This window comes from Stenotrophomonas sp. STEN225 (assembly GCF_056756445.1).
This window is the reverse complement of sequence record NZ_JBRRBV010000005.1, coordinates 116,714-139,833: the sequence shown is the minus strand read 5'-3', so window position 1 is coordinate 139,833 and position 23,120 is coordinate 116,714. Positions and strand designations below refer to the sequence as shown.

The following is a 23,120-nucleotide window of genomic DNA, read 5'->3' as shown; positions in this document are numbered from 1 at the left end:
ACATTTTTGAACGGGCATGATGATGGAATGGGGTGATGTCCGTGTCTTCCTGGCGATCGTGCGGGGCGGGTCTCTGGGTGAGGCGGCCCGGCGCCTTGGTGTCAGCCATCCCACGGTAGGCCGCCGGTTGAAGGCCCTTGAACAGCATGCCCGGCAGCCCCTGCTGCGGCGGACGCGGGACGGGCTGGTCACGACCGATGCCGGTGATGCGGTGCTGGCCCTGGCCGAGGCCATGGAGAACTCCGCCCTGGCCATGGAGCGCCGCCTGGAAGGCAGCCCGGGCCGGCTGGAAGGCATTCTGCGCATTTCGAGCGCGGACTGGTTTGCCTGCCACGTGCTGACGCCCGTGCTCGCCGAACTGGTACGCCGGCATCCGGCGGTGGTTCCGGAACTGATCGCCAGCTATCGACTGCTTGACCTGTCGCGCCGCGATGCCGACGTCGCGTTCCGCATCGTGCCGTTCAGTGAGCCGGACATCGTCCAGCGCCTCGTGATGACCCTGCCCTACGGCCTGTATGGTTCGGTCTCGACCATCGCCCGGCTGCAGGACGACCCCGATTCGGTCGGGCTCATCCTGATGAACACCGCGCAGTCGCACTTCCCCGACGTGGAATGGTTGCTGCAGCGGTTTCCGCGTTCGCCGCGCGCATTCACCAGTACCAGTCGCAGTGTCCAGGCGCAGATGTGCCTGCACGGTACCGGCATCGCCGTGCTGCCCCGTGCATTGGGTGACGCGGTGGCCGGACTGCAGCGCATCGAATCACACGGGACGCCTCCTTCGCGGGGCATCTGGGTGGGCTATCACCAGGATCTGCGCCACATGGACCGTCTGCGTGCCCTGCTGGACATCCTCGATTCGACACTGCCGCCAACAGGCGCCGCCCCCTCGGCAGGGGAACAGACAGCATGATTCCGTTCACGGGCGTTGGCCTATGGTCCACCTCACCAGGCCGCCAGGACCGGCCACTGACAGGAGGATGCCATGAGGACCCGACACGTCGTACCTGCTCTGATGGTGGCACTGCTCGCCGTCGCACCGGCCTGGGCGGATCCGCCGCACCACGCCCGCGGAAACGGTCCCCCACCGCACGCAGGCGGGCCGCACAATCGCGACGCACCGCCGCCAGGATGGCAGAAGAAGGCATGGCGGCGCGGTGATCATCTGCCGTGGGCGGAAGTGGATCGTCGCTACTGGGTGGATGACTACGCACGCTACAGGCTGCGTGATCCCGGCCGCGGCCAGCGCTGGGTCCGCCAGAGCGACACCGAGTATCTGCTTGTTGAAATCGCCACCGGCGTGATCGTCGACGCGCTGCGTCGGTGAACGCAGCCCTGGCTGACCCATCGGGCGCAGACGCGCGATGGGTCAGCCCTTCCTGCGCTGCCTGCCGCTGCTGCGTCCAGCGGTGGGCGCTGAAGGGCTAGTTCGGCAGGGCGCGTGCGTTCGCGTTTGGCCGCAGATGGACCTGCCCGTTTCTGGTATCCAGCAGGATGTTGAAGTTGCGCAGTGCTTCACTGCCCAGCGTGCCGTCGGCATTGGATCCATCCTCATCGATGGTGAACGACACCTTGGGCTGTTCCAGTCGCAGCCCGCCCACATCGACCGATGCGATCCGTGCATCGACGGCCCGGATCTTCCTGCCCGCCGAGCCGCTGAACTGTGAGGTACCGATCGTGCGGGTGAACACCTCCTGCAGTCGGTGGCGCGAGCTGTACGCATGGCCCAGATCGATGGCGCCGTTGCTGCCGGTGTCCACGAACAGCCAGGCCGCAAGTGTCGAGCCACCCTCACGCAGAAGCACTTCGATGGCGGGCGTATTGTCGATCCAGCGGACGTTCGCGCGGGTGTATCCGTGCAGATCCGGCAACCGGTCGTGCACGCGCAGCAGCTTGCGGTCGTAGTCGATCTCGATGATGCGCCCCGCGAAGAATGTCCAGCCAAGCACGGCGTCGAACGGACGCTTGCCGTAGTCGATCACGGCCGCCCCCATCGTCCGGCGCATGTCTCCCACGACGACCGTGTTGTGGGTACTGTAGTCCACGAAACTCACGCCGTCGGAGCCGGTGTTCTCGGAGCGGTCATCGACCTGCATCGACGCCGCCTTGCGGGTGGCAACCGTGACTGCCAGTCCGTCAGCGCCGGTGTCGACAAGAAAGCGCAGCGGTCCTGACTGGTTGATCCGCCCTTCCACATAGATCCGGTGATCCTTGTCCTGCTCGAAAGGAAGGGTGATCGTCCCGGCCGCGGCGCGGGACTGCGGAAGAACAAGCAGCCCCGCAACCAGGGCGACGTACCACGAACGTATGGACTGGCGCATTGATGGCTTCCAGTGGAGGGCAACGGCAGATTGCCGCCTGCCTTGGATGCGGCAGGGGTGCAGAAGGTTTAGACGCCTGCCGCGCTGCCCTCGATGATTCCGGACCGAAGCAAACCGGCGCCCGCGGCCCCGTGTTGCCATCCGGCGCTGACGTCGGCGACCGCAGCATGCACGGGCCGTTGACGTCGCAATGCCAGACTGCTGGAGCGCGCTCCACCGTGGAGCGCCGTTGGTCGTGCGATCTTGGGGGGATCGGCAATGCCCTACTTCACTGATTCGACCGAGGTGGCCGTCGAGGGTATCGGCGCGGCGCGGCGCATCGGTTGGATGCGGTTCGTCGGCAGCAGCCTGGCGGCCCTCCCCCTGGCCTCCATCCTGCTCGAACGCCAGGATGGCGTGTGGCCATGGACGCTGCTGCTGCTCAACGCGCTGGCATGGCCGACGATCGCTCTGGTCCTCACCCGGCGTTCCCCCGAGCCGGCCGCCACCCAGTTCCGCTGCATGGTGCTCGATTCCTTCCTTGGCGGCGCGTGGATCGCGTTCATCGCCCTCAGCATCGTGCCCAGCGCACTGTTCACCGCCCTGCTGGTGGCCGACAAGATCGCAGCAGGGGGAGTGCGGCTGGCGCTGCGGGCGACACTGGCGCTGGTGCTGGGTTTTGGACTCGTCTGGTTCGCGCTGGGCTTCCCCTACCAGCCGACCACCTCGCAACGCAGCATCATGCTGAGCATGCCGTTCCTGTTCGTGTACGGCATCGGCCTCAGCATCCTGAGCTGGCAACTCGCGCGCCGGGTCAAATCACAGAACCGGCAGCTGCGGCGGCTGAGCCGGATGGATCCGCTGGTGGAGCTGGCCAACCGGGGCTTCCTGATCCACCGTGCCCAGCAGGCGCTGGACAAATCCCAGCGCCACGGTGGCATGGCGTGCCTGTTGATGCTGGATGTGGATGACTTCAAGCGCATCAACGACTCGCAGGGGCATCGCGCCGGCGATCAGGTCCTGCGGCATATCGCCACGACACTGCGCGAATTCGCCAGCCCGGCCGATACAGCTGCACGGCTCGGGGGGGATGAGTTCGTCGTGCTGCTGCGCGACTGCGCCGCGTCAGACGCCATGCAGATGGCGGCACGCATCCGGCAACGCCTGCACGAGAACGCACGCCGGACAGGACCGGCGAGCGATTTCAGTGTCAGCATGGGAGTCGCTGCGAGCCCGCGACACGGCAGTGTCGAGGACTGGCTGGCACTGGCCGACCGAGCCCTCTACCACGCCAAGCGGCAAGGCAAGGACACCGCCAGTTTCGCCGAGTAATGGCCGCGTAGCAGCGTCATCCCGGTCGGTCGCGGTCCCGATCCGGATCAGTGCGCCAGGGCGAAATCCAGGCCCGCACAGACCGCCGCGACCTGCGCGTCGTTGCACTCCTGCGGGTCGGTACGCGGACTGTCCGGGTAGACCTCCGTGGTGGTGGCAAAACGCGCATCGGTGAATCCGGCGCAGGCCCCGATCGAGCGCGATTCACCCCATACCACGCCCGGTGACTGCAACGGCAGGCCGACCAGGTTGCCTTCGGCATCGGCCTGGGCGATATGGGTGATCGGCGCCACGGCGGCGATCAGCGCCCGCTGGAATGCCGGTTGCGGGTCTTCGCTGTTGCCGATCACGTAGAAACCATCGGGAATGGCGTCCCGCTCGAAGGGCTTGCCATCGCGGGCGCAACGGGCCGGGTCGAACTCGTGCAGGTCGCTGTCGGTGGTTTCGTGCAGGTCCAGGTGCACCCGGATGTCGGCGTTGCGCCCGGCCACCCAGCGCATCAGCGAGGCGGCTTCCTCGATCAGGCCGCCGTCGCGGAAGCTGCGGTTGGGGTCCAGGGCAGCGGGGTTCCAGCGCTGGATGCGCTCATAGCCCCACGGACTCACGCAGGGGGCCACGATCAGGTTCAGACGCCCCAGGTAGCGCTCGGCCTGCTGCTCCAGGAACTGCAGGGCACCGTGTACGCCGCTGGTCTCATATCCATGCACGCCGCCGGTAACCAGCGCCGTCGGCAGTGCCGGGTTCCAGTCGTGGTTGACCACGGCGAACAGGGGATAGTGGTCCGGCGCGTAATCGAGCTGCCCGTACTGGATCACGTCGAAACGCTCGTCCAGGCGTTCCAGCGCCGCCACCACATCGTCATGGTAGCTGCGCTGGCGTTGCTGGCGGGCCCGCCACTGCGCGCGTTCCGGATCGCCCCAGGGCTGTCCGGGGGTGCCGATCGGGTAGAACTGCGCAACAGTCATGGGTGCTCCAGAGGTCGAACGTGGTGAGTGCAGCCGGTCATTCTAAGCCTTGTGGCGCCTGCGGGCCCGCCCACCCGTCCCGCCCTTCATCCAGCCAGGCTCATCTGGCTGTAAAATCAACGGTTTTTGGCCCCTCACCCCTTGATGGCGAACGCAGCGCAGACGGTCCTGGGTGGACCGGATTTCCTTCGCCTGCTCGCCCGTCTCAGCGACGGCGCGATGCCGGCCACCAGTCCCGTCCTGACCGATCGCCTCGGTCAGTGGGTGGACTGGAGCCGTGCTGTCGCGCTGTCGACGGCACTGGGCGGACGCGTGCCTGCAGCGGCGGACACGGGCGAGGCGATGGACGACCTGCTGGCCGACTGCGAGCAGGCCCATGCCAGCCTGCTGGCGTCGATTCGTGACGATGCCGAAGCCGAGCGCCTGCTCGATCTGGCCGAGGCGGCCGCCACACCCACCTTTGCCTCGTTGCGGCAGCGCTACCGGGTACTGCAGCAGGCCATCCAGACCGCGACCGGGCGCCTGCGCGGACGCCTCCGTGACCAGTTGCTGCGGGCCTCGCCCGAGTTGGCGCGGCTGGCCGAGATCGACGCCGTGATGGAGCAGACCCTCAGCCCGCGCGAGCACAGCCTGCTGGCCATCGCCCCGGCAGTGCTGGGCACCCGCTTCGACCGCGTGCATGGCCAGCCCGGCTGGCGCACCGGATTCCGCCATGACATGCGCTCGCTGCTGCTTGCCGAGCTGCAGCTGCGCTTCCACCCGATCGAGGGGCTGCTGGCAGCCCTGCGCTCCCACTGACCCGGAACACCATGTCCAGAACTGCTTTCCCTGTCGTTGTCTTCCTTGTCGGCCTGCTGGCCGTGTGCTGGATCGGCATCGGCTACGTTTCGGTGCACCCGTTGGGTGCAGCGGTCGCGGCGGTCATTGCCGCCTGCTACATCGCCGGTGGTGTGGAGCTGTACCGCTATCGCCAGGCCAGCGTGGGCCTGCGCGATGCCCTGGGCGATCTGTCCGCCGCCGAGGAGCGCCTGGCACCCTGGCTGGAGCGCGTGCCGGCAAGTCTGCGCAATGCCGTGCGCCTGCGCGTGGAAGGTGAGCGCACCGCCCTGCCCGGCCCGGTCCTGACACCGTACCTGGTCGGCCTGCTGGTGCTGCTGGGCATGCTCGGCACCCTGCTGGGCATGATGGACACCCTGCGCGGCACCGGCCTCGCCCTGCAGAGCGCCACCGACATGGCCGCCATCCGCGGCTCGCTGGCATCCCCGGTACAGGGCCTGGCCGTCGCCTTCGGTACGTCGATTGCCGGTGTCGCCAGTTCGGCCATGCTGGGGCTGCTTTCGGCGCTGTTGCGCCGGGATCGCCTGCAGGCCGTGCAGCAGCTCGACCGTGCCATCTCCGGCCCGCTGCACCCGTATTCGCAGGCGTGGCAACGCGCCGAATCCCTGCGACTGCTGCAGGCGCAGTCCGCAGCGCTGCCGGCCCTGGTCGACCGCCTGCAGGCGATGACCGGTGCCTTCGAGCAGCACAGCCTGGCGGCCAACGAACGGCTGCTGGCCGGCCAGGCCGAGTTCCTCAGCCAGAGCCAGGCGCTGCAGGAGCGCCTGGCGGCCTCCCTCCAGCAATCGCTGCGCGAAGGCGCCGAAGCCAGCGCAGCGGCCATCGGCGGTGCCCTGCAGCCGATGGCGGAAACCACGCTGGCTGGCCTGGCCAGCCACGGCCAGGCCCTGCATGCGCGCGTTGAACAGGCGGTGCAGCAGCAGCTGGCCGGGCTGGCGGACGGCTTCGAGCGCAGCCGCGTATCGACTGAAGCCAGCTGGACGCGGGTGATGGCCGAACAGGCCCAGGCACAGCAGGCGCTGGTGACCGACCTTCGCCAGCATCTGCAGGCCTTCAGCGATGCCCAGGGTGCACACGGCGAAGCAGTGGTGGCACGCATCGGCGAACGGCTGCAGGCGGATGCCGACCGCCAGACCGACGCGTGGCGCACTGCGGCCGACCAGCAGCATGCGCTCAACACCACGCTGGTCGAGCGCCAGCAGCAGGCACTGGAGGCGGTCAGTCAGCATCTGGACGAACGGGCCCAGTCGCTGCTTCACGCGCTTGAAGAACGTCATGCAGCCAGCCAGTCGCTGCTGCAGGACCACGAGCAGCAGCGCCAGGCGCGCTGGGAGGCCGCCAGCACCCATCTGCAACAGGCCCACGCCGCGCTGCAGGCACAACTGCAGGCCGGTGACGAACAGCGCCTGCAACGCTGGAGCGACGCGCTGCACACCCTGTCGAACGATCTGGCCGAACGCCTGCACGCCAATGGAGAACGCCTGGCTGCGCAGCAGCAGCAGATCTGCGACACGCTGGCGGAGACCGCGCAGCAGATCGGCGAGAACGGCCGTGCCCAGGCCAGCGCCACGCTCGCGGAAGTCTCGACCCTGCTGCAGACGGCTGCCGCCGCACCGAAGGCCGCTGCCGACGTCATCAACGAGCTGCGCAGCACGCTCTCCGAGAGTCTGGTGCGCGACAACGCGATGCTGGAGGAGCGCGGCCGCCTGCTGGCGACGGTGCAGACCCTGCTGGATGCGATCAACCATGCCTCGCATGAACAACGCAGCGCGGTCGATGCACTGGTGGGCGGCTCGGCGGAACTGCTGGAGCGCGTCGGCAACCGCTTCACCGACCACATCGCGGCCGAAACCGGCAAGCTCGACGGCATCGCTGCACTGCTCGATGGCAGCGCCACTGAAGTCGGCCACCTCGCCGGCGCCTTCGGCGACGCCGTGGCCCAGTTCGGCGCCGCATCGGCCGAGCTGTCGGGCCGGCTGGAACAGATCGGTGGCGCGCTGGATGCCTCGCTGGCCCGCAGCGACGAGCAGTTGGCCTATTACGTGGCGCAGGCGCGTGAGGTGGTCGACCTGAGCCTGCTGTCGCAGAAACAGGTGATGGAGGAGCTGCAACAGTTGGCCGCGCGCCGCGGCAAGGCCGGCACCGCATGAGCGACGAGCTGGAGGTCGACGGCGGTTCGCACGCGCCGATCTGGGCGGCATTCGGCGACCTGATGTCGGTACTGCTCGGCGCGTTCGTGCTGATCCTGGTCGGCGTGGTAGCGGTCCAGCTGGAACTCTCGCAGCGGCTGGAGGATGAAGTCAGGCAGCGCCAGGCCGAAGCCAAGCGCCTGCAGACGCTGGAGCAGGCACTGGCCGGCCCGCTGGCGGCGGGCCGGGTGACGCTGGTCGATGGCCGCATCGGCATCAGCGGCAATGTGCTGTTCGCCCTCAATTCAGACCAGCTGCAGCCGGAGGGCCAGGAGCTGCTGCGCAGCCTGGCCGCACCGCTGGCTGCCTACCTGGGCAGCCGCGAAGAGATCCTGATGGTCAGCGGCTTCACCGATGATGCGCCGGTGCGCGAAGGCAACCGTCGTTTCGCCGACAACTGGGAACTGTCCGCGCAGCGTTCGCTGACGGTGACCCGTACCCTGATCGCCGATGGCGTACCGGCCGATGCGGTATTCGCCGCCGCCTTCGGCAGCGAGCAGCCGGTCAGCTCCAATGCCAGCGAGGATGGCCGCGCGCGCAACCGCCGCGTGGAGATCGCGCCGATTCCCAGGCCCAGGGCACCGGATGGCAGGTAAGCTGCCAGCGCTGGAGGGGCTGCGTGCACTGGTGCGCGATCTCGATGCGGGGTCGCGCTCGCTGGCGGACTACCCGCAGGTGCCGATGCTGCAGCAGGTGCAGCACGAGTGGTCGGAGCTGCGCAGTGAACTGCAGGTGCGCCGTTCGCTGCGCACCGAGGCCCCCGCCGACGGCGGCCCGCTGAACTCCGCGGTACTGGTGCAGCGCATGCTCGATTCGATGCAGGCCGCCAGCCCCGGCTATCTGCGCCACTTCATCGATTACGTCGATACCCTGTCGTGGTTGCAGGCGCTGCAGGACGGTGCGGCCAGCGGCGGTGATGCGGCGAAACCGAAGCGCGCGCGCAAGCCCCGCAACCCCGGTTGAGGCCCGGCCCTGCATCAGGGGGTCAGCCGCGCAGCGTGGCGCCGCCGTCGACGTACAGGTCACTCATCGCCACATGCCCGGCCTGCTCGGACAGCAGGAACATCACCGACTGGGCAACGTCCTCCGGCGTAGCCAGCTTGCGCAGGGGAATGCCGGCCTTGTAGGTGTCGAGGTTGCCGGCAATCACCCGCTCGGCACCGTACGCGTCTTCCCACATGCCGGTCTGCATGGCGGTCAGCGTCGAACCGGGTGCGACGATGTTGCAGCGGATGCCCAGTGGCGCCAGCTCCAGGCCCAGGCAACGGGTGAACATGGTCGCTGCCGCCTTCGAGGCAGCGTAGGCCGCCATGCCGTGACGCGGCACGCCTGCGGCGTTCGAGCTGACGGTGACGATGGCGCCCTGTCTGCGCGGTGACATCACCCGCGCCAGTGCGCGGCCGAGATGGAACACACCGTCAGCGTTGACCGAGAAAACACGGCGCCAATCGGCATCACAGGTATCCGTCACCGCGCCGACCTTCAGCACGCCGGCCACACTGGCCGCCAGGGCGATCGGTCCGATCTTCGCCTCTACCTGGTCGATGAGCGCATCGACCGCTGCGCTGTCGCTGACATCCAGCGCACAGGCATGGACGCGCTCGCCCACGATCGCGGGCGACTCGCGGTCGGTGGCCACCACCTGGCAGCCGGCGGCGACCAGCAGCTTCACCAGCGCGGTGCCGATCCCCCCGGCTGCGCCGGTCACCAGCGCCACGCGACCCTCAAAACCGGTCAACTGCATGTTGCGATCTCCTGTTGTTCATCCCGATGCCGCAGTCGCGCCGACAGCCATGGCGCGAGTTGCGCCACCGCATCACGGCCGGTCAGTTCGGCATGCAGGAACGGCAGTTCCAGCGCCTGCACCGTGCGCGCGTGCGCCTTCCACAGCGCCGACTGCAGCTGCGGTCGTGCCTGGTGGTCTCGCCCTGCGCGCACATGCACCAGGGTGCCGTCGAATGGCCGGTGGTGGTGCTCGCGGATCAGGCGGTTGGTTCCGGTGACCGCGCGCACCACGCCGTCCAGCACTACGTCGGGCAGGCTGCCCAGCGCACTGCCACCTCGACGCAGGAAGGCCAGGATGCGCTCGCGGCTGTCCAGTTCCGGGTGTGCGTCCGGATCGTGGCCGGCGATGGCCAGCAACGCCCGCAGCGCAGCGATCGGATCCGGCTCCGGCTCGGCCCGCCAGCATTCACTGGGATAGGCGTCGAGCAGCACCAGCTCGCCGACCTCGCGACCGATCTCGTGCAGGCGCACGGCCATCGCCTGGGCGATGATCCCCCCCACCGACCAGCCAAGCAGGTGCACCGGCCCGCGCGGCTGCAAGGTCACTACACGCTGCACGTACTCGTTGGCCATCGCCTCGATGCTGGCCGGCAGCGGCTGCGCGGCGTCCAGCGCCGGCGACTGCAGCCCGTACACGGCCCGCGCCGGTTGCAGCGCACGCGCCAGCGCGCGGTAATTCCAGGCGATGCCGCCTGCCGGGTGCAGCACGAACAGCGGCGGGGGTTCAGTCCCATCGGTCGTGGCCAACGCGATGACCGGGCCCAAGGCATGATCGGCCAGCATCGGGGGTTCGGCGATACGCCGGGCCAGCGCCGCCACCGTCGGCTCCGCGAACAGAACGCCGAGGCCCAGCTCGCAGCGCCAGCGCTGCTCGATGGCCAGCAGCAGGTGCACGGCCGAAAGCGAGTCGCCCCCAAGGCTGAAGAAGTCCGCATCCACCGCAACGGCCTGCTCAAGACCCAGTGCCTGTGCGAACAAGGCGGCCAGCGCATGTTCCAGTGGCGTGCGCGGTGCGACACCGGTCATCCCGACCTGCGGAGGTTTCGGAAGCGCGCTGCGATCCAGCTTTCCGTTGGTGGTCACCGGCCAGTGATCGACCCCGACAAACGCCGACGGCACCATGTAGTCCGGCACGCGCGCCGCCAGGTGCGCGCGCAGGGCAGCGGCGTCGGCCATTGCCACCGGCACATAGGCGACCAGCCGTGGGTCACCGGGAAGGTCGTGGCGCAGCAGCACTTCCACGCGCTCCATGCCGGGCAGTTCCCGCAGCGCCGCCTCGATCTCCCCCAGCTCGATGCGCAGACCGCGCAGCTTCACCTGATGGTCGCTGCGGCCCAGATACTCGACCGCTCCGTCGCTGCGCCAACGTGCAACGTCCCCCGTGCGGTAGATGCGCTCGCCCGCCAGGAAGGGATCGGCCAGGAAACGTCCAGCGGTGAGATCGTCGCGGCCCAGGTAGCCCCGTGCAAGCTGCACGCCGCCCAGGTAGAGCTCGCCCGGCACGCCCACCGGCAGGGGCCGCATGCGTGCATCGAGCACATACAGGCGGGTGTTCCAGACCGGGAAGCCGATCGGGACCGGGCGTGAGCGATCGCCTGCCGGGGCCGGCCAGTAACTGACGTCCACCGCGGCTTCGGTAGGCCCATACAGGTTGTGCAGCTGCGCGTCGATGCGGGCATGGAAGCGGTCGCGCAGCGAGGCATCGAGCGCTTCGCCGCTGGTGAACACCCGACGCAGCTGCAGGCCCTGCGAGGCGGGCGCCGCGAGGAAGGCGTCCAGCATCGACGGGACGAAGTGGGCGGTGGTGATGCCCTGCGCGCGGATCAGCCGGCCCAGCTCGGTGGGATCACGATGCGCATCCGGACCGGCGAGAACCAGCGTTGCACCGCACAGCAGCGGCAGGAAGAACTCCCAGACCGACACGTCGAACGTGGCGGGCGTCTTCTGCAGCACACGGTCGTCTGCGCCGAAGCCGTAGTGCTCGCGCATCCACAGCAGGCGGTTGACGATGGCGCGATGCTCGATGACCACGCCCTTGGGTTCGCCGGTCGAGCCTGAGGTGTAGATCACATAGGCCGCATCATCCGGCGCCGGGTCCGGCCAGGGCGCGGCAGCCCCCTGTGCCATCCATTGATCGGGCGGCAGCACCGGCACGCCTGCGGCCCGGTGCGCCATCGTGCTGTCGGCCAGCACGCAGGCCGGACGCGCCGAGCGCAGGATGCGCGCCAGGCGCTCGTCGGGATGTGCAGGATCCAGCGGAAGATAGGCGGCGCCGGCACGCAGCGCGGCCACCAGGGCGATGACCAGCTCCATCGAACGCGGCAGCGCGACCGCCACCACACTGCCCGGCCCCACCCCCAGCGCGCGCAGCTGTGCCGCCAGTGCGAAGCTGCGTGCCTCCAGCGCGGCATGCTCAAGCGTGGCGTCGCCGCAGACCAGCGCCGTTGCCTGAGGGTCGCGATCCATGCCCTGCTGCAACAGTTCCACCAGTGTGGTTGCAGGCAATGGATGGGTGGTCGCGTTGAAGCGGTGAACCACCTGCGTGACCTCTGCCGCGGTGGCCAGTGGCACGCTGGCAATGTCGTCGGCATCCAGCGCCGCCGACACGAAATGCAGCAGCCGTTGCGCATGCGCCTGCACGTCGGCGTCGCTGTACAGGGCGGGGTTCGCCTCGATCTCCAGATCCAGCAGCGCCTGGCCATCACCGCGGAAGCCCAGCACCAGATCCTCCACCGGCCCGGTGCACAGCACCTGCAGCGTGGCTTGCACGCCGGGCAGCACCAGCGGCCTGTAGAACGGCTGTATGTTCACCAGCGGGCCATGCAGGCGCTGCTGCGCACCGACCAGGCCCAGATCGCGCCGCAGCTGTTCGCCGCGATACCGGCCATGCCTGCGGCTCTGGCTCAACTGCCGGCCGATGCCACGGGTGTAGCTTTCGACACTGCCCTCGGCAGCGGCCACGCGCAGCGGCAGCACGTTCATCACCATCGCGGGCACGCGCGCCGACGCGTTTCCCAGGCGCCCCATGTAGGGCACCCCCAGCACCACTTCCTCGGCCGCACTCATCCGCCGCAGGTACTCGGCCGCAAGTGCGGCCAGCACATCCGGCCACGGCTGCAGCCAGCGCACCGATGCCTGCAGCAGCTCTTCACGGAAGGTGGCATCCAGCGGCTGCACCCAGCGCAGCGCGTCATCACTGGCGGCGGCGACGCCGGCCAGACCAGCGGCGGCCGGCGCGTCCCGCAGGTGGTCGCGCCACCAGGCACCGGCCATCTCGCGACGCGGATCGATGCGGTATGCCGCATCGTCGGCCAGTACACCGGCCAGGGGCGGCAGCGCATCGCCGCCGCGCCCGGCGTACAGCGCGCAGACACGATCGCTGAACAGTGCCATGCCATAGCCATCAGCGGCGAGATGATGAACGCGCAGGTACCAGACCCAGCGCTGGCCTCCCAGTGCGTAGAGCACCTGCTGGCTGATCCGGTCGCGGGTGGGATCGACCGGGCTCAGCCGGTCGGCCCGCATCGCGGCGTTGGCGTCGGCCACCGGATCGGCAGCGCTGGAAAGATCATGGACTGCCAGCAGCGGTACATGCGCCGGCTCATGCCATTGCAGCGGCTGGCCATCACTGCCTTCCGTGAATCGCAGTGCGAGCCCCTGCGCCTCTGCCGCCGCCTGGTTGGCGGCGGCCGTGAACGCCGCCACGTCCAGCGCGCCGTCGATCCATACGGCATGGGCCGTGTTGAATGCAGGGTTGTCGGGAGCCAGGCGCTGGGCATACCACAGCCCCGCCTGGGCCTCGGTCAATGTCACCGGTGAGGCTGGCGCTGCACCGTTCATGCGCCTTGTGCGGCCTGCAGCCGTTGCACCACCTGCCACCACTGGCGCAGCGTGGTGTGCTCGGCCAGCTGCGAGAACTCCAGCGGAAGGCCGGTGTTGCTCCACGCAAGAACGAGGCCGAGCATGCGCATCGAATCCAGGTCGAGATCGATCAGGTTGTCGTCATCGCCGATGTCGGCCGGCTCGCATTCAAGCACGCGCGCCACGTCCGCGCGCATCCGTTCCAGGTCAAGCACATCGCCCGTCCTATCCATCACAGTGTCTCCAGCAGCTGGCCGGTGGTCATCGGTACGCCACAGGTCCGTGCGATCCAGTGCAGCGCCTGCTCATGATCGGCGCGCGAGAAGTCGGCGACCGCATCAGCGGCGATGAATGCCTCGATATCACGCTGGAAGGCTTCGACCACGGTCGCGGTGCAGCCGATATGCGCATACACACCGGTCACCAGCAGCTGGTCGCGCCCGCGCGCGCGCATCAGCGTCTCCAGGTTGCTGCGCTGGAACGCGCTGTAGCGATGCTTGACCAGTACGTGCTCGCCCGGCTGCGGGGCCAGCGCGGTGATGATCGGCTCATGTTCCTCACTCCGGCGCATGCCGGGCCCCCACAGGTCGGCCTGCAGGCCGCGGTCGCGCCGGTCCTGATCGCCATGCTGGGCGGTATAGAACACCGGAATTCCCTGCGCCCGGCAATGCGCCAGCAGGCGCGCGACGTTGTCCACGGCGGGGCGCAGCGGCTCGCTGTCCGCGTCGAACGCTGCCAGGAAGTAGCGTTGCATGTCGTGCACCAGCAACGCGATCCGCTCGCGCTGCGGGTGCCAGGGGCCGCGCGGCTGTGGTAACTCGCTGGCGGTCGGCAGGGAATATGAAGCAATGCGGGGCAGCGCCATCAGCGCGTTCCTCCTGTCTGTTGCAGATGACGCGCACGCAGCTGCGCACGCAGTTCGCGGCGGCTGATCTTGCCGACCGCCGTTGTATCGAAGCTGTCCACGAACACCACCTGGTCCGGCACCTTGAACGCCGCCAGCCCGCGCCTGCGCATCCAGCCCTTCAGTCCCGGCGCCGTGATCGGCTCGCCCTGGCGGATGACGAAGGCACAGGTGCGCTCGCCCAGGTACTCATCGGGAATGGACACCACCGCCGCATCGAACACACCCGGATGGGCCAGCAGATGGTCTTCGATCTCCTCGGCGGAGATCTTCTCGCCGGCACGGTTAATGTGGTCACCGGCACGCCCCTGCACCACCAGATATCCCCCGGGCAGCTGCTGCACGCGGTCGCCGGTGCGGTAGAAGCCGTCGTCGGTGAACGAGCGCGCGTTGGCTGCGGCATCGTTGTGGTACCCACGGATGGTGTACGGGCCGCGGGTCAACAGATGTCCGATCTCGCCCTCGGCAACCGGCTGATCGTGGTCGTCGACCACACGGACTTCGTCGTCAGGGCTGATCGGACGTCCCTGGCAGGCCACCACCAGTTCCTCGGGATCGTCGAGGCGGGTGTAGTTCACCAGGCCTTCGGCCATGCCGAACACCTGCTGCAGCGTGCAGCCCAGGCCATCGATGACGCGCCGCGCGGCCTCCGGCACCAGTTTTGCGCCGCCCACCTGCAGCACCCGCAGGCTGGACAGATCGTGCTTCGTCGATGCCGCTGCCTGCGCCCACAGCAGGGCCAGCGGCGGCACCAGCCCACAGCAGGTCACCTTCTCGCGTGCAATCAGCGGGAACGCGACATCCGGGCCCGGCCCCGGACTGAGCACCACGCGGGCACCGGCATACAGCGCACCGAAGAAGCCCGGCGAGCTCATCGGAAAATTATGCGCGGCCGGCAATGCGACCAGATACACGCTGTCGCGGTCGATCCCGCAGATCGCGTTGCTGGCACGGAACGAATAGATGTAGTCGTCGTGCGTGCGCGGAATCAGCTTGGACAGGCCGGTGCTGCCACCTGACAGCTGCAGGAACGCCACCGACTGCGGATCCGGGTCGGCCGGCAGCTGGCTGCGGTCGCCCTGCAGGTTCGCCAGCGCGACGAACTCCTCCGCATCGCCGTCGATCACCACGTGGCGCAGGGCCGGCACCTCCGCCTGCAGTGCCCGTGCCAGCCCGCGATGATCGAAACCCTCGTGCACATCGGCGGTGACAAAGGCACTGGCCTCGGCCTTCGTGGCGAAGTGCACCAGCTCGGTGATGCGGTGCGCGGGCAACGCGTACACCGGTACCAGGCCGGCGCGGAACAGGCCGCAGACGGTGGCGATGAAGCCAGCGCTGTTGCCCAGCTGCACCAGCACCCGTTCACCGGGCTGCAGGCCCAGCGCCAGCAGGCCGCTGCCGATGCGCCCGGCCTCGTGCCACAGCTGCGCATAGCTCAGTCGGACATCACCTGCCACCACCGCGATGTCATCGGCGTAGCGTTCGGCGCGCTCGCGCAGGAAGGCCGGGAAGGTCTCCCCGCGCCAATGCCCCATCCGGCGATAGTGGGCGACCCGGTCTTCGGGCCATACCTGCTGCAATGGCAGGCGGGAAGGAGATCGGCTCATGCGAGGGGCTCGGTCGGGGGCGCGGGCTCACTGACGCCCAGCGCGTTCAACAGGGCAGCAAACTTCGCTGCGGTTTCGGCCACTTCGGCCTGCGGCTGCGACCCGGCGACGATGCCGGCGCCCGCATACAGGCGCAGCTGCGTGCCCTGCAGTCGTGCGCAGCGGATGGCGACGTACCAGTCGCCGTCGCCCTGCTCGTCCAGCCACCCCACGGCACCGGCGTAGAAGCCGCGTGGAACCGGCTCCAGTTCGCGGATGCGCTGCAGCGCCGCCTGCTGCGGCGTGCCGCATACGGCGGGCGTGGGATGCAGCTGCGCCAGCAGGGCGGCGGCCGGCACCCGTGGATCCTTCAACGTGGCATGGATGCGGGTGCCCAGGTGCCACATGGTGGCCGTGGCATGCAGCACCGGCCGCGCCTGCGCGTCGATATGGCTGCAATAGGGAGAGAGGCCATCAACGATGGCCTCGACCACATGACGGTGCTCGTCGTGATCCTTGCCCGACGCCAGCAGGGTCTGCGCGGCACGCTCGTCCTGCACCGGATCCGCACTGCGTCGGGCTGAGCCGGCCAGCGGGTGCGACAGCACCTGCGCGCCGCGCTTGCGCAGCAGCAGCTCGGGCGTCGCCCCGACCAGCCATGCCGGGGCCTGGCCCAGCTCCACCGGCAGTGGCACCGCGTAGGTCGCCACCGACGGATCGGCTCCCAGTCTCGCCAGCAGCACATCGGGCGTCAGGGCGTGGCGTGTGTGTGCCAACAGGCTGCGCGCCAGTACCACCTTGTGCAGGTCCTGTCGGGGATCACGCAGGGCCTGCACTGCCCTATCCACCGCTGCGGCGTAGTCGTCCGCCGAAGGTTCGGCCTGCACGACACCCTCCAGCGCAGGCGCAGCCGGCGGCTGCACCGGCAACGCAGGCAGCACGCGTTCGGGCTGGTACAGCGCATCGTCAGCACGTGGTTCGAACGGAATCGCTCCGACCAGCAGGCCCGGCCCGCCCCGCTGCTGCGCGAAGAACGCAGCCACGCGCCCGGCCAGCGTCACCAGCGGACCGGACGCAAGCGCCGCACGACAGCCACGCGCATGCACATGCTGCCCTGCATGCTGCAGCAGGAACAGCGTGGGGTCATCCGCAGCCGGCAACGGCAACGGCGCCGTCTCCTGCCATGCATCGTCCCTGAGCGAATCGTTCATGTCGCCTCCTTCATCCGGTGCGTTGCCGCCAGCACGCACAGCAACAGCAGCAGCACACCGACCAGCAGATACGGCAGGCTCGGCCCGCCCCGATACAACAGCGTGCCGAGCATCGGCCCGACCACCATGCCCAGCCCCTGTGCCGCAGCGACCGTTCCGGCGGCGGCACCCTGTTCGTGTGCCTGCACCGCATCGGCGGCCAGCGCCTGGAACGACGGGAACACGAAGCCCATGCCGAATGCCGCCAGCGCATAAGCCGCCGGCAGCTGCCAGGACTGCTGCACGGCGGCTACCGAGGCGAAGCCGATACCGGCGATCAATGCACCCAGCACGATCCAGCGCCGCGGTGGCACCTCCAGCTTCATCACCAGTGCCTGCGCCAGGATCAGCCCGACGCCCACAGCCGTCAGTGCGATGCCGGCCATGCGCGCGCCTTCGGCCGCTGCCAGGCCGAGGCGATCGATCGCGAAGAAGCCGACCGTCACCTGCGCGATGGTCACCGACACCATTGCAAGGAACGCGGCCAGCTGGGGCAGCCGAAGGCGCCGGTCCAGACGGCGCAGGGGCGTCCGTCGTGCTGACGATGCCGCCGCTGCCGGCGCTGTCGAAGGCAGACGCCACGCCAGCAATGCCAGCGCCAGCAGCGGCAACAGCGCGGCCACATACAGCGCCAGCGAAAGATGCGTGTAAGCCAGCCAGCCTGCTGCCGCTGGGCCCAGCACCATCCCCAGTGCATTGGCACTGCCCAGACGGGCGAGAAACTGCGTGCGCTGGCCGGCCGGCGCCTGGTCGGCGATCAAGGCTGCGGCCGTCGGTGGCACCGCGGCATAGAACAGCCCGATCAGCCCGCGCGCGCCGACCAGCACCAGCACCGACACAACCACCGGCGGCGTGACCTGCAGGGCCACATCGATGAACATGGCGAGCGCGAGGTAGACGCCGGTGTACGCGCCCATCGCCAGCAGCAGCACGCGCTTGCGACCGATGCGGTCGCTGAGTTGGCCCCAGCGGCGAGCCGCCAGCATCCACAGCACGCCGGCGGCCGTCACCGACAGGCCCGCGTGCCATTCGGACAGGCCCAGCAGCCGGACCACCGGGCCGATCACGGCGACGAAAGACATCATGGCCATGGTGCCGATCAGGGCCGCCAACACCAGGGCCGGCAAACCGGGAACGACGGGACGTGCGTGCATGGAACACCAGCCGTGACAGGGAAGGACGGCAGAACGCCAGCACGACGCTCCGCCCGATGCCGCCACGTCACGCAGCGGCACCATCCTTAAATGATAACGGCTCGTATTTGCATTTGATACCCATTCAATTGAATGGACCCGCAACAGCCGCGTCAGCGCGTCACACGCGGCGACAGCAGGCCGCGACGGCGGAACCACCACTCCAGCGGCAGCGTGACCAGCGGTGGGATGGCAGCAAGCAGGGCCAGCGCGCTGGCCCACCATGGCCAGCGCAGGCGCACTGCGGAGAACAGGGTCACGGCCACGTACACCAGGAACGCCACGCCATGCAGCGGCCCGAACACCTTGACCAGGGCGACGTTGGCCTGCGGGCCGTACTTCAGCCACATGCCCACCAGCAGGCCGGCCCAGGTGATGGCCTCGATGAAGGCAACCACGGCGAACAGCCGTCCGACGGGGTGCATGGGATTGCCTGGGGTCACATCGGGCTCCTTCAGGGACAGAAGATGCGAATGATACGCAGATGCGAACGTTCAGGACACCGTCGCCGCATCGGAGATGCCCACACGTCGGTAGCGCCGGGCCATGCCCGGCGGATCGGAGATGAACGCACATCGGTAGCGCCGGGCCATGCCCGGCGGGCGCAGCACAGCTACCGGGGGATATGCGGCAGCACCCGCTCCCCGATCTCGCGCAGCACGGCCTCCACCGGCCGGCCGTTGTCGACCAGATTGAACATCACATGCGCCACGCCCTGCGCATGCACGCGCAGCAGATAGTCACGCAGGCCATCGCGGCCGACCTTCAGGCCAAGCGGCAACGGCTCGGCGGGTGCCTGCGGGTCCGCCTGCAGGTCCAGCAGCATCGACTGCACGAACGGTCTGCCCGCCGCGCCCTGTTGCGCCAACGCCTGCTGCCACAGACCGATGCGTCCCTCCTGGGCAGCCTCCTCGCGGTGATAGGTGGCCCATCCTTCAGACTCACGGGCGATCCACTGCAGGCTCTGCCTGGCGGTCCCCACCACCAGCATCGGAATGCGCGCGGCCGGCGCAGGCAGCACGTCGAAGCCTCCGGTCACCTGCAGCACGGCGGCCCGCTCGTGTGCCTGCGGCGACAGCGCCGCCCGCAGCAACGACCAGCGCTCACGGAACGTCGCGGCCCTGCCCTCCAGATCCTCGCCGAACGCGGCGAATTCCTCCGGGCGGTCACCCGAACCCAGGCCCAGCACGAAACGCCCGCCGCTGATGCGGTCCAAGCTCAAGGCCGACTTCGCCACCTGCAGCGGCTGGCGCAACGGCAGCACGATGGCCGCACTGCCAACCACGATGCGCTCTGTCGCGGCGGCCAGCATGCCCAGCCACAGGAAGGGATCATCCAGCGCGCTCGCGGTCGCCTCCGGTCCCTGCGGCACCATCAAGGGCACGTCGCGCGTCCACAGCGCGGCAAAGCCGAGGTCATCGGCCAACCGGGCGATACGCCGCGCCTCTTGCGGATCGGCCAACCCGTGCGCCGCCACCGGCGTCATCAGTCCCAGGCTCAGGCCCTGTTCTGCAAACAGCGCAGCGTAGGCAGGATTGAAATCGCTCATGCAGCCAGCTTAGCGTGGAGCCCTGCGGCAACGGTGCTGCCGCAGGTGCGTGCCAAGCCGGTGGGTTCAATGGGGTGGTGTATCGGCAGAGGGTGCGGGCGGCGGACGTCATGCCCTGCAGCGCACCCTTCATGAGCAAACTGAATCAGCAGCCTCTGCCGTCATTCCTACAATGGCCTGTCACCCTGCCCTTCGAGATGCTGCCGATGCGCGTTGCGCTTTCCGTGTTGCTGCTGGCTTCGGCGCTGAGCGCCTGCACCCCGGCCCCGGTTTCCACCGCCAACTCCGCCGAGGCCCCCGCACCGGCGTCCGCCATCGCCTGGCGCCAGGGCGACGTCGACGACGCCTTCGCCGAAGCCGCCGACAGCGGCAAGCCGGTGCTGCTGTACTGGGGTGCGGTCTGGTGCCCACCGTGCAACCAGCTCAAGGCGGGTCTGTTCAAGGACCCGGCCTTCATCGCGCTGACCAGCAAATTCGTTCCCGTCTACCTGGATGGCGACGAGGAAGGTGCGCAGGCCTGGGGCGAGCGCTTCGGCGTGCGCGGCTATCCGACCCTGATCGTGCTGGACCCACAGCGCAACGAAATCACCCGCGTGGCCGGCGGCAACGATGCCGCCGAACTGACCCGGGCACTGACCGTGGCCGCAGGCCGCCGCAGTGCCGTTGCCGCCACCCTGGCCACCGCATTGACGACGCCGGAGCAACTGGCCGCCGAAGACTGGCAGGTGTTGGGCGACTACGGTTGGGAAGTCGACGCCAACCGCCTGGCCGGCGAACGCAACAGCCAGGACGTGCTGCGCCAGCTGTCCAAGGCCGCACCGGAGGCCGCCCTGCAGCGCCGTTTCGCTCTGCTTGCCTTGGCGACAGCCGAAAAGCCCGATGCCTCGCCCACCGAAGTGCGCGAGCTGCTGCAGGCCGTGCTGGCGCACCCCGCGGAGGTGCGACGCAACCGCGAGCTGCTGGGCTATGCGGGCGTACAGCTGGTCAAGCAGGCCAGTACCGGGCCGGCCACCAGCAACACCCTGGGGCAGCAGCTGCTGGTCGCACTGGAGCGCGCAGACGCCGAGCGTGGCGACCGCGCCGACGACGCGTTGTCGCGTGCGCTGACCGAAGTATCGCTGGCCCGACTGCAACAGCCCAAGGGCGCACTGCCCGCTACTCTGGTTGATCGGGTCAAGCAGCGCGTGGCCGCCGCCGATGCCGCCGCCACCGATGCGCATGCACGCCAAGCCACGATCAGCAGCGCGGTCTACGCACTGCGCCAGGTCGGCGACGACGCCGGCGCGGAGTCGCTGCTGCTGGCCGAACTGAAGCGCAGCGAGCAGCCGTACTACTACATGCCTGAGCTGGCCGAACTGGCCGAGCAGCGCGGCGACACCGCCGGTGCGCTGGAGTGGCTCAAACGTGCCTACGATGGTGCACAGGGCCCGGCGACCCGCGTGCAGTGGGGTGTGCTGTATGTGGAAGGCCTGCTGAAGCTTGCGCCGGACGATGCGCCGCGCATCGAGCAGGCGACCGCCTCGTTGATCGCCGAACTGGAGGCACAGCCGTCGGGCTACCACCAGCGCACCCGCCAGCGCTTCGAACGCCTGGCCGGGCAGCTGAAGGCATGGAGTGGCAAGCACCAGGGCGCGCAGACGCTGGCGCGGCTGCAGCAGCGGATGCAGCAGGCGTGCGGCAATCAGGTGGATGGGGCGTGCAGGGATTGGCTGGGTTGAGGGGATGAAGGCGCAGGCGGGTTGACCTCAACCATTGTTGAGGTGCGATAACAGTCTCCCCACGGCCAGCCCGCTGGCCTTCGCTACGGAGACTGCTTCGATGTCGTACTCGCTTCCCCCGCTCCCCTATGCCTACGATGCCCTCGAACCGCATTTCGATGCGCGGACGATGGAGATCCACCACAGCAGGCACCACCAGACCTACGTCAGCAACCTCAATGCCGCGGTCGAGCAGGCCGGCCTCGCCGAACAGCCGGTCGAGGCGCTGATCGCCAGCCTCGATGCCGTGCCGGAGGCCCAGCGCAGCGCAGTCCGGAACAACGGTGGCGGCCACGCCAACCACAGCCTGTTCTGGACCGTGCTCAGCGCACGCGGCGGCACGCCGGATGAGGTGCTGGCGGCGGCCATCGACCGTGACCTCGGCGGCTTCGATGCCTTCAAGGATGCCTTCAGCAAGGCGGCGCTCACCCGCTTCGGCAGCGGCTGGGCCTGGCTGACCAGCGATCGCGACGGTCGCCTGCGGGTTGAAAGCAGCGCCAACCAGGACAACCCGCTGATGGGCGCGGCCGCCGGCCTGTCCGGCAACACGCCGATCCTCGGCCTGGATGTGTGGGAGCACGCGTATTACCTGCATTACCAGAACCGCCGTCCGGACTACATCGGGGCGTTCTTCAACATCATCGACTGGGCCGAAGTCGGTCGCCGCTACCGCCAGGCGGGCGGCGCATGAGCGCCGGCACTCCCCATTACGCCGGGCCGTGGGCAGGGGTGTTCCCCGCCCCGGCTCCGGTACCCTCGGTCAGTCTGCCGCCGCGTGCATTGCGGCGGCTGCTCGGCCACTTCCCTACCGGCGTGGCCATCGTCTGCACCCGCGACGCACGGGGCACACCGCTGGGCCTGACCATCAATTCCTTCGTGCCGGTGTCGCTGCAGCCGCCGCTGGTACTGTGGAACCTGGCCCTGCACGCACAGAGCCTGCAGGCCTTCCAGCGCGCCACGCGCTTCGCGATCAGCGTGCTGGGCGCGGACCAGGAAGCACTGGCGCGCACGTTCGCCGATCCCCAGGTGCGCAATCGTTTCGACGGCGTACCCCTGCTTCCAGACGAAGACGACGCGCCGCCGCGCATCGCCGGCGCGGTCGCGCACCTGACCTGCACCCGTCATGCGCAATGGCCGGTGGGTGATCACCTGCTGCTGGCCGGCCGCATCATCGAGATCAATGAGACCGGCGGTGCGCCGCTGATGTTCCACCGTGGCCGCTTCCTGCCGGGGCCGCTGGACACCCTGCGGGAGGTACAGACATGACCATCGAGGCACTGGAGGACCTGCTCGCCAACGGCCACGACAGCGCGCTGCTGCGCTTCGGGCTGGGCAAGGGTTGGCTCGACGCCGGCGATCCGGCGCGCGCGGCGACCCATCTGGGCCGCTGCGTGGCACTTGATCCGCAGTACTCGGCGGCGTGGAAACTGCTGGGCAAGGCCTGGCTGGCGGGTGGCCAGCCGCAGGCGGCTCGCGAGGCATGGCAACGGGGCCTGAGCGTGGCCAGCCACCAGGGCGACCAGCAGGCTCGGAAGGAAATGCAGGTGTTTCTGCGCCGGCTAAAGCGCGAACAGCCGGCGCCGCAGGAGAGCGCGGGCTGAGCCGGCCGCACAGG

General features: G+C 69.0%; 22 protein-coding genes. 11 read left to right on the top strand and 11 right to left on the bottom strand.

The features are described 5' to 3' along the window. The first annotated feature begins 16 nt into the window (after positions 1 to 16). Together ACVOJ1_RS07060 and ACVOJ1_RS07055 are read left to right on the top strand one after the other, a co-directional pair. A complete protein-coding gene (locus ACVOJ1_RS07060; protein WP_346480203.1) occupies positions 17 to 910 on the top strand; it encodes a LysR family transcriptional regulator in 894 nt (297 codons plus the stop codon). A gap of 72 nt (positions 911 to 982) precedes the next feature. Continuing rightward, positions 983 to 1,324 carry an RcnB family protein gene (locus tag ACVOJ1_RS07055; protein ID WP_053519774.1) on the top strand — a complete coding sequence of 114 codons (342 nt, stop codon included), beginning with the start codon at positions 983 to 985 and terminating at the stop codon, positions 1,322 to 1,324. A 97-nt stretch (positions 1,325 to 1,421) separates the two neighbouring features. Here the strand turns inward: ACVOJ1_RS07055 and ACVOJ1_RS07050 are convergent, their stop codons facing one another. Further along, positions 1,422 to 2,318: a retropepsin-like aspartic protease gene (locus ACVOJ1_RS07050; protein WP_262218253.1), complete on the bottom strand. Its 897-nt coding sequence runs from the start codon at positions 2,316 to 2,318 to the stop codon at positions 1,422 to 1,424. A 258-nt stretch (positions 2,319 to 2,576) separates the two neighbouring features. On the opposite strand from ACVOJ1_RS07050, the gene ACVOJ1_RS07045 reads away from it, so the two are divergent. Beyond that, positions 2,577 to 3,629, top strand: a complete 1,053-nt coding sequence (locus ACVOJ1_RS07045) for a sensor domain-containing diguanylate cyclase (protein ID WP_128988296.1) — start codon at positions 2,577 to 2,579, stop codon at positions 3,627 to 3,629. Positions 3,630 to 3,676: 47 nt separating this feature from the next. On the opposite strand, the gene ACVOJ1_RS07040 is transcribed toward ACVOJ1_RS07045, so the two are convergent. Next, positions 3,677 to 4,594 carry a M14 family metallopeptidase gene (locus ACVOJ1_RS07040; RefSeq protein WP_346480202.1) on the bottom strand — a complete coding sequence of 306 codons (918 nt, stop codon included), beginning with the start codon at positions 4,592 to 4,594 and terminating at the stop codon, positions 3,677 to 3,679. A 144-nt stretch (positions 4,595 to 4,738) separates the two neighbouring features. On the opposite strand from ACVOJ1_RS07040, the gene ACVOJ1_RS07035 reads away from it, so the two are divergent. Genes ACVOJ1_RS07035 through ACVOJ1_RS07020 form a run of 4 tightly spaced genes read left to right on the top strand, consistent with a single transcriptional unit; the run spans position 4,739 to position 8,583 of the window. Continuing rightward, positions 4,739 to 5,392 (top strand): DUF3348 family protein, encoded by a 654-nt coding sequence (locus ACVOJ1_RS07035; protein ID WP_053517787.1) that lies wholly within the window; start codon positions 4,739 to 4,741, stop codon positions 5,390 to 5,392. Between the two features lie 11 nt (positions 5,393 to 5,403). Next, complete coding sequence (locus ACVOJ1_RS07030) at positions 5,404 to 7,581, top strand: DUF802 domain-containing protein (protein ID WP_346480201.1); 2,178 nt, start codon at positions 5,404 to 5,406, stop codon at positions 7,579 to 7,581. Next, positions 7,578 to 8,216, top strand: coding sequence for an OmpA family protein (locus ACVOJ1_RS07025; protein WP_263174521.1), 639 nt, complete (start codon positions 7,578 to 7,580; stop codon positions 8,214 to 8,216). Before ACVOJ1_RS07030 ends, ACVOJ1_RS07025 begins: the two co-directional genes overlap by 4 nt. Continuing rightward, entirely contained in the window at positions 8,206 to 8,583 is a 378-nt protein-coding gene (locus tag ACVOJ1_RS07020; protein WP_263174524.1) for a DUF2894 domain-containing protein, read from the top strand. The genes ACVOJ1_RS07025 and ACVOJ1_RS07020 overlap by 11 nt, the downstream gene beginning before the upstream one ends. A gap of 22 nt (positions 8,584 to 8,605) precedes the next feature. On the opposite strand, the gene ACVOJ1_RS07015 is transcribed toward ACVOJ1_RS07020, so the two are convergent. The 9 genes from ACVOJ1_RS07015 to ACVOJ1_RS06975 all read right to left on the bottom strand — a co-directional run bounded on the left by ACVOJ1_RS07015 (position 8,606) and on the right by ACVOJ1_RS06975 (position 19,748). After that, positions 8,606 to 9,364 (bottom strand): 2,3-dihydro-2,3-dihydroxybenzoate dehydrogenase, encoded by a 759-nt coding sequence (locus ACVOJ1_RS07015; protein WP_346480200.1) that lies wholly within the window; start codon positions 9,362 to 9,364, stop codon positions 8,606 to 8,608. Beyond that, the gene (locus tag ACVOJ1_RS07010; protein WP_346480199.1) at positions 9,355 to 13,245 is read right to left on the bottom strand and encodes an amino acid adenylation domain-containing protein; all 3,891 of its coding nucleotides are present in this window, start codon (positions 13,243 to 13,245) and stop codon (positions 9,355 to 9,357) included. The genes ACVOJ1_RS07015 and ACVOJ1_RS07010 overlap by 10 nt, the downstream gene beginning before the upstream one ends. After that, a complete protein-coding gene (locus ACVOJ1_RS07005; RefSeq protein WP_053517795.1) occupies positions 13,242 to 13,499 on the bottom strand; it encodes a phosphopantetheine-binding protein in 258 nt (85 codons plus the stop codon). Before ACVOJ1_RS07005 ends, ACVOJ1_RS07010 begins: the two co-directional genes overlap by 4 nt. Then, positions 13,499 to 14,131, bottom strand: coding sequence for an isochorismatase family protein (locus tag ACVOJ1_RS07000; RefSeq protein WP_053517796.1), 633 nt, complete (start codon positions 14,129 to 14,131; stop codon positions 13,499 to 13,501). Before ACVOJ1_RS07000 ends, ACVOJ1_RS07005 begins: the two co-directional genes overlap by 1 nt. After that, positions 14,131 to 15,777, bottom strand: coding sequence for a (2,3-dihydroxybenzoyl)adenylate synthase (locus ACVOJ1_RS06995; RefSeq protein ID WP_346480198.1), 1,647 nt, complete (start codon positions 15,775 to 15,777; stop codon positions 14,131 to 14,133). Before ACVOJ1_RS06995 ends, ACVOJ1_RS07000 begins: the two co-directional genes overlap by 1 nt. Next, on the bottom strand, positions 15,774 to 16,967 hold the full coding sequence (locus ACVOJ1_RS06990) for an isochorismate synthase (protein WP_346480197.1): 1,194 nt from the start codon (positions 16,965 to 16,967) through the stop codon (positions 15,774 to 15,776). Before ACVOJ1_RS06990 ends, ACVOJ1_RS06995 begins: the two co-directional genes overlap by 4 nt. Then, on the bottom strand, positions 16,964 to 18,160 hold the full coding sequence (locus ACVOJ1_RS06985) for an MFS transporter (protein WP_164152569.1): 1,197 nt from the start codon (positions 18,158 to 18,160) through the stop codon (positions 16,964 to 16,966). The genes ACVOJ1_RS06990 and ACVOJ1_RS06985 overlap by 4 nt, the downstream gene beginning before the upstream one ends. A gap of 152 nt (positions 18,161 to 18,312) precedes the next feature. Continuing rightward, positions 18,313 to 18,624 carry a DUF3817 domain-containing protein gene (locus tag ACVOJ1_RS06980; RefSeq protein WP_277380751.1) on the bottom strand — a complete coding sequence of 104 codons (312 nt, stop codon included), beginning with the start codon at positions 18,622 to 18,624 and terminating at the stop codon, positions 18,313 to 18,315. Between the two features lie 188 nt (positions 18,625 to 18,812). After that, entirely contained in the window at positions 18,813 to 19,748 is a 936-nt protein-coding gene (locus ACVOJ1_RS06975; RefSeq protein ID WP_346480196.1) for a TIGR03571 family LLM class oxidoreductase, read from the bottom strand. Between the two features lie 197 nt (positions 19,749 to 19,945). On the opposite strand from ACVOJ1_RS06975, the gene ACVOJ1_RS06970 reads away from it, so the two are divergent. The 4 genes from ACVOJ1_RS06970 (at position 19,946) to ACVOJ1_RS06955 (ending at position 23,106) form a co-directional block, all read left to right on the top strand. Further along, the gene (locus tag ACVOJ1_RS06970; RefSeq protein ID WP_180875330.1) at positions 19,946 to 21,466 is read left to right on the top strand and encodes a thioredoxin family protein; all 1,521 of its coding nucleotides are present in this window, start codon (positions 19,946 to 19,948) and stop codon (positions 21,464 to 21,466) included. Between the two features lie 100 nt (positions 21,467 to 21,566). After that, positions 21,567 to 22,196 (top strand): superoxide dismutase, encoded by a 630-nt coding sequence (locus ACVOJ1_RS06965; RefSeq protein WP_346480195.1) that lies wholly within the window; start codon positions 21,567 to 21,569, stop codon positions 22,194 to 22,196. Continuing rightward, complete coding sequence (locus tag ACVOJ1_RS06960) at positions 22,193 to 22,771, top strand: flavin reductase family protein (RefSeq protein ID WP_053517806.1); 579 nt, start codon at positions 22,193 to 22,195, stop codon at positions 22,769 to 22,771. The genes ACVOJ1_RS06965 and ACVOJ1_RS06960 overlap by 4 nt, the downstream gene beginning before the upstream one ends. Then, positions 22,768 to 23,106 carry a tetratricopeptide repeat protein gene (locus ACVOJ1_RS06955; RefSeq protein WP_346480194.1) on the top strand — a complete coding sequence of 113 codons (339 nt, stop codon included), beginning with the start codon at positions 22,768 to 22,770 and terminating at the stop codon, positions 23,104 to 23,106. The genes ACVOJ1_RS06960 and ACVOJ1_RS06955 overlap by 4 nt, the downstream gene beginning before the upstream one ends. The last annotated feature ends 14 nt before the right edge of the window (positions 23,107 to 23,120 follow it).